This is a genomic window from Tritonibacter litoralis, assembly GCF_009496005.1.
GTDB lineage: Bacteria > Pseudomonadota > Alphaproteobacteria > Rhodobacterales > Rhodobacteraceae > Epibacterium > Epibacterium litoralis.
Window position 1 is genome coordinate 21,824 of record NZ_WIBF01000022.1, and the last position, 7,751, is coordinate 29,574.

Annotated in this window: 8 protein-coding genes; 3 read left to right on the forward strand and 5 right to left on the reverse strand. The window is 60.2% G+C overall.

Annotated elements, in window-relative coordinates:
* Positions 1-5: 5 nt before the first annotated feature.
* The 5 genes from GFB49_RS20040 to GFB49_RS20060 form a co-directional block, all read right to left on the reverse strand.
* Positions 6-1,343: a TRAP transporter large permease gene (locus GFB49_RS20040; protein WP_055296278.1), complete on the reverse strand. Its 1,338-nt coding sequence runs from the start codon at positions 1,341-1,343 to the stop codon at positions 6-8.
* Positions 1,343-1,858, reverse strand: coding sequence for a TRAP transporter small permease (locus GFB49_RS20045; protein ID WP_095589432.1), 516 nt, complete (start codon positions 1,856-1,858; stop codon positions 1,343-1,345). Before GFB49_RS20045 ends, GFB49_RS20040 begins: the two co-directional genes overlap by 1 nt.
* Before the next feature lie 78 nt (positions 1,859-1,936).
* Positions 1,937-2,986, reverse strand: coding sequence for a C4-dicarboxylate TRAP transporter substrate-binding protein (locus GFB49_RS20050; protein WP_095589433.1), 1,050 nt, complete (start codon positions 2,984-2,986; stop codon positions 1,937-1,939).
* 766 nt (positions 2,987-3,752) lie between these two features.
* Entirely contained in the window at positions 3,753-4,085 is a 333-nt protein-coding gene (locus tag GFB49_RS20055; protein WP_153217974.1) for a type II toxin-antitoxin system RelE/ParE family toxin, read from the reverse strand.
* Positions 4,085-4,360, reverse strand: a complete 276-nt coding sequence (locus GFB49_RS20060) for a hypothetical protein (RefSeq protein WP_095589436.1) — start codon at positions 4,358-4,360, stop codon at positions 4,085-4,087. Before GFB49_RS20060 ends, GFB49_RS20055 begins: the two co-directional genes overlap by 1 nt.
* A 622-nt stretch (positions 4,361-4,982) precedes the next feature.
* Here GFB49_RS20060 and GFB49_RS20065 point away from each other — a divergent pair.
* From GFB49_RS20065 to GFB49_RS20075, 3 genes are all read left to right on the forward strand, one after another.
* Positions 4,983-5,912: a DUF2493 domain-containing protein gene (locus GFB49_RS20065; protein ID WP_153217976.1), complete on the forward strand. Its 930-nt coding sequence runs from the start codon at positions 4,983-4,985 to the stop codon at positions 5,910-5,912.
* Between the two features lie 133 nt (positions 5,913-6,045).
* Entirely contained in the window at positions 6,046-7,062 is a 1,017-nt protein-coding gene (locus GFB49_RS20070) for a nucleotidyltransferase family protein (protein ID WP_246149854.1), read from the forward strand.
* Between the two features lie 432 nt (positions 7,063-7,494).
* Positions 7,495-7,701: a hypothetical protein gene (locus tag GFB49_RS20075; protein ID WP_007120662.1), complete on the forward strand. Its 207-nt coding sequence runs from the start codon at positions 7,495-7,497 to the stop codon at positions 7,699-7,701.
* Positions 7,702-7,751: the final 50 nt, after the last annotated feature.

Here is a 7,751-nt window from a genome sequence, read left to right on the forward strand (position 1 = left end):
CCTGATCACATCGAATTCGGGATCAGCAGCGAAATGACCGGGAAGGCCATGATCAGGATCAGAACAATCACGTCAACCGTCAAAAACCGCAGGATACCCGAGAAGATCTTGTCGATCGAAACTTCTTTGCCCACCACGTTGGCAATGACAAATACGTTCAGCCCAACCGGTGGTGTGATCAGCCCGATCTCAAGCAGTTTGATGACAACCACCCCGAACCAGATCAAATCGAACCCGTAGGTTTCCACCAGCGGGATCATCAGCGGCAGGGTCAGCACCATGATGCCGATCGGATCAAGAAACATTCCAAGCACCAGATAGATCACCGCGATGGCCGCCAGCAGCAAGACGGCAGAAAGCTGTGCCTCAGTCACGGCACTGACGATGGCGGGCGCGACCCCGGTCAGGGCGACAAAGGCCACAAAGATCTTGGCAGCGGCGGCGATCAGGAAAATACTGGCCGTCTGGACGCAGGTCTCGCGCAAGGAGTCAATCAGCCCGCGCAGATCAAGCTTGCCCTGCGCAAAGCCAATGGCGACAGCGGCCGACACACAGATCGCAGCTGCTTCGGTTGCCGTGAAGAAACCACCATAGATGCCGCCGACAATAATCACGAACAGGCTGATGGCTGGCCAGGATTCGAACGCAGCCCGGCCGCGATCCCGCATCGAGATCTGGCCTTCGAACCTGGGCGCGGCTTCGGGTGTCCGGCGAACCCATACAAAGATGACCAGAACGAAACCAAGCAGTGAGATGATTCCGGGCAGGATGCCCGCAAGGAACAGCGCGCTGATCGAGGTTTCGGTGAAGATACCGTAGATGATGAATAGGACGGAGGGCGGAATGAGGGACCCAAGTGTCCCGCCCGCCGCGACGCTGGCGGTCGCAAGCCGCTTGTCGTAGCCCATGCGCAGCATCTCCGGCGAGCAGATGCGGCCCATGGTCGATGCACAAGCGATGGAGGATCCGGTGATGGCAGAGAACCCGCCGCAGCCCACAACCGAGGCCATCGCGACACCGCCCGGCACGCTCGCCAGCCAGACCCGGGCGGCATGATATATTTTCGTCGTAATCTCAGCCCGATAGGCGATGTGACCAAGTGCGATGAACAACGGGATCATCGACAGATCGTAAGAATGGATCAGGTCGAAAGAGTTGGAGAACACCAGCGAGGTCGTAGGCTTTAGCGCCCGCTCCGGTGCAAAGGCTCCGGTGCGAAACGCAAAGACCACAAAGGTTCCCACCGTGGCGACACCGGCAAGCGCAAATGCAATGGGCACCCGTACCGCAAGCAAACCGATGACTGATGCGAAGGCGACGATGCCAATTAAGGTGCCGTCCATCAGACGCTCTCCTCATGTTCATGTGTCGGTTTGATCACACTGCCGCCGCTGCGGATCGTGCGGATGTCGCCGATCACCATCAGCAGCAGCCGAAGCCAGCAAAATGAAATTCCGATCAGAAAAATCACCCGGCCTGGCCATTTTGGCAGGTTTAGCTGACCGAAGAAAAAAGCACCGCTCTCAATGGTGTGGACGGTCTCTCGCCAGCCAGCAAAGATCAGGGGTGACAGGGCGAAAAGCCCGAATATGCTCCCACCGACGATCAGCCAGTCTTGCACACGGGTTGGCATTTTGTTGCTGAGAAACTCGACTACAATATGTGCCCGCTCCAACGTCGCCACGGCCAGGGGAAGGACGATGGCGACGACCATCAACTCGCGAACGATCACGATTGTGTCGGGGATACCGGAATTGACGGTGATCCGCAGAAGCACGCTTGCCGTGATCAACACACCAAGGCCGATTACGGCAAATACAGCCAAGTCGAGCAGCAGCCTTTCGATGCGACGCAACATCGGTCAACTCCGTTGAGATTGGGGACATTGAAGTACCGCGGCGCCGGTCTTGCGCCGCGGGCAGACATGCGACCGATATCAGCTGCGCGCCCAGGGATAGCCCTGGCTGTCACGCTCACCGGCATATTTTTCTAGCAAGGCACGGTATTGCTCCAACAGCGAAACCCCGTCGAGACCTGATGCATTGGCGCGCTCGACCCATTCATCGACATATTGCTGGCCTTTCTGCACAAGCTTGTCGCGCTCTTCCGCGGGCAGGTCGATGACCTCGATACCGGCCTCCTGCATGGTCTGGACCGCGGCATCATTGGCCGCGGTGATCAGTTCACCCAGCTCGTCGGCCATCGCAATGCCGGCCTCGGACAGCGCGGATTGCGTCTCAGCGTCGAGCGCATCATGGGCGTCCTTGTTCATGAAAATGCCCAAGGCGCCAACCTGCCCCCAGTTGAGCAGGGTATAGCTGGTCATGACCTCCTGCTGTTTCAGCGCGGTTACCGCGTAGGAGTAGCCCTGCGAGCAGTCCAGCAACCCGGTATCGAGACCCTGATAGGCATCGTAGATCGGCATTGCGACCATGTTTGCACCAAAGTCCCGGAAAGTGTCGCCATAGGCACCGACACCACGGATCTTCAGGCCCGAGATATCCTCGACCGAGCGGATTGCCGCATCCTTGCAGGCAATGTTTACCGCCGATGTGGTAAAGGTGCCCAGATAGACAAGGTTCTGATCCGCCAGGCTTGCGGTGATCGCGTCAGAAGTTCGCATCAACTCATCCGTGGCGCGCATCCCGACCCAGGCGTCCGCATTGCGCATAGGCAGGTCCGCGAAGCTGTAGCTCAGCATCTCTTGTGGAAAATACACGGCGATCACCGTGCCAAGATCTGCAACGCCGTCAGCAATGGATTGAGCAGCCGCATTGGCCTTGAACAGCGCGCCGCCCCATTGAATGTCGATCTTGACCTCACCATTGGTGCGGGCCGTTACGTCGTCGGCGAAAGATTGTAGCGCCGCTGCGCGGGCGCCGCGATTCGGACCCGCTTCTCCCAGGATCAGTGTGGTTTCGGCGCTTGCGAAAGTCGCGGCCGCCAGACAGAGCGCAGCAGCGGTGGTTGCTAGTAGGGATTTCATTGGGTCTCCTCCCATAATTCTACTATGCGGTTTTTTATTCCAATTATGCGAAGGCTAGTGCAAGTCGCTACGAGAAGTCAAGCTGAGTGTTTTTCTGCCGAGAACCGTAGACAGGACACCCGTCGCGAGGGCGATAATGATCAGTGGTAGAGGAGTGCGCTCCAAATTTTGCAAACGTTAGATTACCCCACTCAGCTATTGGCCCGCAGAAATCCCCGTGGCACTCAGCAACCGCACATTGGGTTGAGAACACCCGCTGCAAGGAAGTCCGCCGCGGTGTCAGCGGTCGCGTTGCCAACTAAGTTCAAGATCTCGCGCAGGTCGGGCGGGTTTGCCCACGCCCAGCATACTGGGGTTAGTGGCACTTTCCGATGTGGTCGTGAAAACTCTATTCTGCTGGTGGGTTTAGGTAAACCGAACGCGGCGATGCATCAACATGGCCGCGGCGAGAGACGTATTGCATGCGCAATCGGTTTCTGCATAAGAGTAAGCTACACGAGTGAACCGCGGCTTGGTCCACACCTCGCGCTGGTGATCTGGCGCAGAGAAAGTGCGGTTTGTAATCCTGTGAGATCAGCACGGGTGAGTGACCAGTCCGGTGAAGTTTGCTGCATTGACAAAATTCCTACCGCTGCGGGCGCGAACCTATACTGCGTTAGCAATAGCTGACCAAGTAAAAGTCAGGTTTGTCCCGCATCCTACCAGTTCGCGCACGGCGCAGCGAAGGTTCAGTCTACAACTTCTTGGCCTCTCCATTGCTCTAAGGCTAGTCAGCGAACACCTGTCTTGCCGACGCGAGCCGCATCCAATCTCGGCCGCCGAACGCGACAAGAGCGAGATAAATCTGCCCGGCGTCTGCATCCGGTTTGAATACGATGGTCAGTCGCTGACCGGCGCCGCCATGGCGCACGAGCCATCCATCCAGTTTTCCGTTCAGCCGGACGCCTGAGTTTGGACTTGAGGCAATCGCTTCTAAGAGCGCGTCTACTTCATCCAGGCGACGGCTCGCGGCTGCAACGTCACCATCGGTCACCTCAACAATATGATCAACGATACCGATAAGGTCCCGTTCGAAGAACGGATGCCTAATAAATCGCATCAGGTCTTTTGGGCCATCGCGGCAAGATGGGCCCGGGCGCCTTTAGTGACGTCGGCGGCATCGCCGACGGGTTCCCATTGATCGAGTGGCAGGGATAGTCGGCGCTCCAGTTCTGCTTCAAGCAAAGTACGCTCACGGTCACGTTCTGCCTTGGCCTTCGCCAATTCACCCGAAACTGCGGCGCTCACATTGGGGTACTCGCCTGCTTCGACCAGTTCCCTTGCGAAGGTGTAGGCGGTGTCGGTGAAACTGACGGATTGCTTTTGAACGCTCATGGCAAACTCCTCGGTGCTTCAATAGACTACCAAGTATTGCTGTACCTGGCAAGCCGGGCAGGCCGACCACGAGAAATGCGTCAGCAGCCTTCCAGCCTCCCCAGCTCGGCAGCCATGTCGCAGGGGAGAACGGCCCTTCGGTCCGTCGCGCATTCGGCCATGCGGCCTCACCGCGGCGTTGCGCTTGGCGTCCCGGTTTGCCCGCCTCGCGAGCACGTCCCTCCCCAGCCGCTCCGCCGGATTTCGCTCTGGTCTGTTTTGCGGGGCAAAACGATCCCGCCGCTCCATCCGTCTCCCGCGTCCGGTCGGGCCGTTTGCCTGCTCGGGTCGGGCAAACCTACCGTCAAAACACACACACATGAGTGCGGAAGCATATCCTCCGGATGGCCCCCAAATCAGCCCGCGTCAAGGATCGCAAAACTTTTCGGCGAGGGCGGGGCGTGTGGGGCGGGGCGGTCCCGTGCGTGAGCGCGCGCATGTGTCGGGTGCTGCGCGCAGAAAACTTTTGCGCCCGGCAAGCCGGCGGCTGCGCCGTCCCTGACCCGGGCAGATTCGGAAACCAGACATTCGGCCATGCCACCACACTCACGTGGTGGTCGAACCCAATATCTGGAGAAAGAACATGGCTTACGACACCGCTAACACATACGAGACGATCGAGCTTTTCGGGCTGACCGAGAAGGACGCGCAGCTGCCGATCCCGGAAGATCACATCCTGACCGACCGCATCATCCGCGAGAGCTTCGAGGCATTGCTCGGGCAGCTGCGGGGGACCGGGCTTGAAGCGGAAATCGAACCGCTGGCCCATGGGCTCGCGACGATCCTGCAGCGCCGCAAGGTGGCACTCGGCAAGGAGGTCGACCGCACCGCCGACAAGATCGGCGCGCTGGCAAAATCCCATGACGGATCGGAGATCGCCGAGACCGCGCTCGAAGAGGCGCAGGCGCGCTTTCTGCAGCTGCGCGAGATTGTCAGCGCCATCGAGGTGATGAGCGAGGCAGCGGCGGAATGCTACGAGATCGAGACGGGCCACGCCTTCATCCCGGCAGCCGGCTCGCGCGCAAGCGTCAGGGCGCAAGAGACCGGGGCGGTCTTCGAGGCACGGCAGCTCTTGGAGCAGCACGACCGCGAGACTGCCGAGAAATCCAAAGTCGAGGGGGTGCCCCTGATCGTCTCAGGCGCCACCGACTGGACCGATGTCGATGTGATCTTCAACACGCTCGACAAGGTTCGCGAACGGATCAAGCAAAACCGCAATCAGGAGATCTTCCTCTGCCATAAGGGTGGCAAGCACGGAGCGGAGATGATCGCGGCCCGGTGGGCCCGAGCACGCGGGGTCGCCCAGGCGCGCTTCGATCCGCGCTGGTCCGCGCATGGGCGGGCGGCACCGTTCAAGTGCAACGACGAGATGCTGGACGACAAGTTCGCGGCGACGGGGGTTGTGCTCTTCGGCGGCAACGGGGTCGCGCTGAACCTCGGGCAGAAGGCGGAAGCGACAGGCCTGACGGTCATGCGGGTTGCGGACCCGGCGAAGACCGCGTCGCAGGATTGAAGAGAGAGGGTCGCCGTTGGGCGGCCCTTTTTCCTTTTCTCATCGGAGTGACGGTGCCACAAAAAACATATGCCTAGCAATTTTATGTTTTGATAGGTATATGCGTGCCAAGCAAAACTTTGAAATGATAGGCATGACACCTCTTAGCAGCATCGCGATGAGCGCCTATACCGACCTGGTGCGTCTCTTGAAGGACGACGCCTTGTCCGGTGTCGAAGGCAAGCCCACGCTCAAAGAGCGCGGCGACAAGGCCTATTGGTACGCCGCGCGACGCGTCGGAACCGAGATGCAGTTCACCTATATCGGCGAGGACAGTGACGAGACGCGTGCACGTATCGACCGGATCGAGGAGCTGCGCGCGACAGCCAAGGATCGACAGGCAGAACGGTCGCGGCTCGTTCGACTTCTGCGCGCCGAAGGCATGACCCCCACCGACCGGGCAACCGGTTCCATCCTGTCGGCGATGGCGGCAGCCGGGACTTTCCGTTTGGGTGGCACCATCGTCGGGACAAACGCGTTCCGGCTCTATGAGGGTGAGCTTGGTATCCGTCTTCCCTTGGGGGGCATGGCCAATACCGGCGACATCGACATCGCCCAGTTCGAGAAGCTCAGCGTGGCGCTGCAGGATCAGGTCGATCCGGGTCTCGCTGAGACCTTCTCAGCGCTCAAATTTGATCCCTTACCGGCTCTTGACCAAGGTCGGACCTGGCGATGGGCCCAGGGCGGCAGTGGCCAGCTGGTCGAGTTCCTCACACCGGCGTTCGGAGATGAGACCATCCGGGATCTGCCAGCATTGGGCGTGAACGCCCAAGGATTGAACTATCTGAACTTCCTGATCGCTGAGCCGATCCACACGGCGGCGATCTATAGATCCGGCGTTCTGGTGCAGGTGCCCCGCCCAGAGCGTTATGCAGTCCACAAACTGATCATTGCCGACCGGCGCCGCGATTGGGCAGGAAGCCTGAAATCCGCGAAGGACCGCGAGCAGGCGGCTTTCCTTATCGAAGCGATGGCCGAGGACCGGCCCGATGATCTGGCTCGGGCCTATGCCACCGCAATGGAGGTTGGGCCGCGCTGGCGGGAACACATCGGCAACTCGCTGAAGCGAATGCCTGATACCAGGGGGATGCTCGACAGCTTGGGCGCGTGATGGCCATAACGGGGTCGCCTTCGGGCGGCCCTTTCGTCATTTCTCATGGCGCGTGCGATCGGTCACGCGTGATCGGCAGCTCGCGGCGTCCAGCACCGTTATCCCTCTACCCAGTCCGTCAGAGTGCGGCCCATCCGCATCGGTGCGGGCTGGGGATGGTGCGCACCTCACGTGGATCGTCAGCGCGGCAAGACGCGAGGGGTCGCGGACGCGGATGGTGGCGGCTGCGTGATAGCAAGGGTCATCCGGGTCTCTCCTTTTTGCTCATAGATGTGGATCGCACGGGGTCGGCCCAATCGTGCCCTCAGCTCACGCTTCGGCAAGCACAAATACGGCTTCCACGGCTAGCCGCGGACCCTCCGCATTTGCGCTTGCGACCGAGCCTCTTGCCCCCGTGCCGGGTGATCCCCATCGCAACAAGGAGTAACCCAAATGACCAACCACTACGTCGCTACCGTCCCCGTCAAGTTCACCGATACCGATGGCCAGGAGCGCACCCGTTTTCAGCGCGTGGGTGCGATGTTCCGTAACACCCGCAACGGGGACGGCTCGGAGTTCTTCAGCCTCAAGCTCGACTTCCCGGTCGCGGTCTCGGAGCTGGTGATGTTCCCACCGAGCGCGAAAGATCCCCAGGACTAAATCCTCTGACGAGGATGGGCCGCCCCAGGACGATCTTGGGGCGGCCCGAT

Coding starts and splice junctions, on each gene's coding strand:
- GFB49_RS20065 (WP_153217976.1), top strand. CDS start 4,983: ATGGCTTACGACACCGCTAACACATACGAGACGATCGAGCTTTTCGGG.
- GFB49_RS20045 (WP_095589432.1), bottom strand. CDS start 1,858: ATGTTGCGTCGCATCGAAAGGCTGCTGCTCGACTTGGCTGTATTTGCC.
- GFB49_RS20055 (WP_153217974.1), bottom strand. CDS start 4,085: ATGCGATTTATTAGGCATCCGTTCTTCGAACGGGACCTTATCGGTATC.
- GFB49_RS20040 (WP_055296278.1), bottom strand. CDS start 1,343: ATGGACGGCACCTTAATTGGCATCGTCGCCTTCGCATCAGTCATCGGT.
- GFB49_RS20075 (WP_007120662.1), top strand. CDS start 7,495: ATGACCAACCACTACGTCGCTACCGTCCCCGTCAAGTTCACCGATACC.
- GFB49_RS20060 (WP_095589436.1), bottom strand. CDS start 4,360: ATGAGCGTTCAAAAGCAATCCGTCAGTTTCACCGACACCGCCTACACC.
- GFB49_RS20070 (WP_246149854.1), top strand. CDS start 6,046: ATGACACCTCTTAGCAGCATCGCGATGAGCGCCTATACCGACCTGGTG.
- GFB49_RS20050 (WP_095589433.1), bottom strand. CDS start 2,986: ATGAAATCCCTACTAGCAACCACCGCTGCTGCGCTCTGTCTGGCGGCC.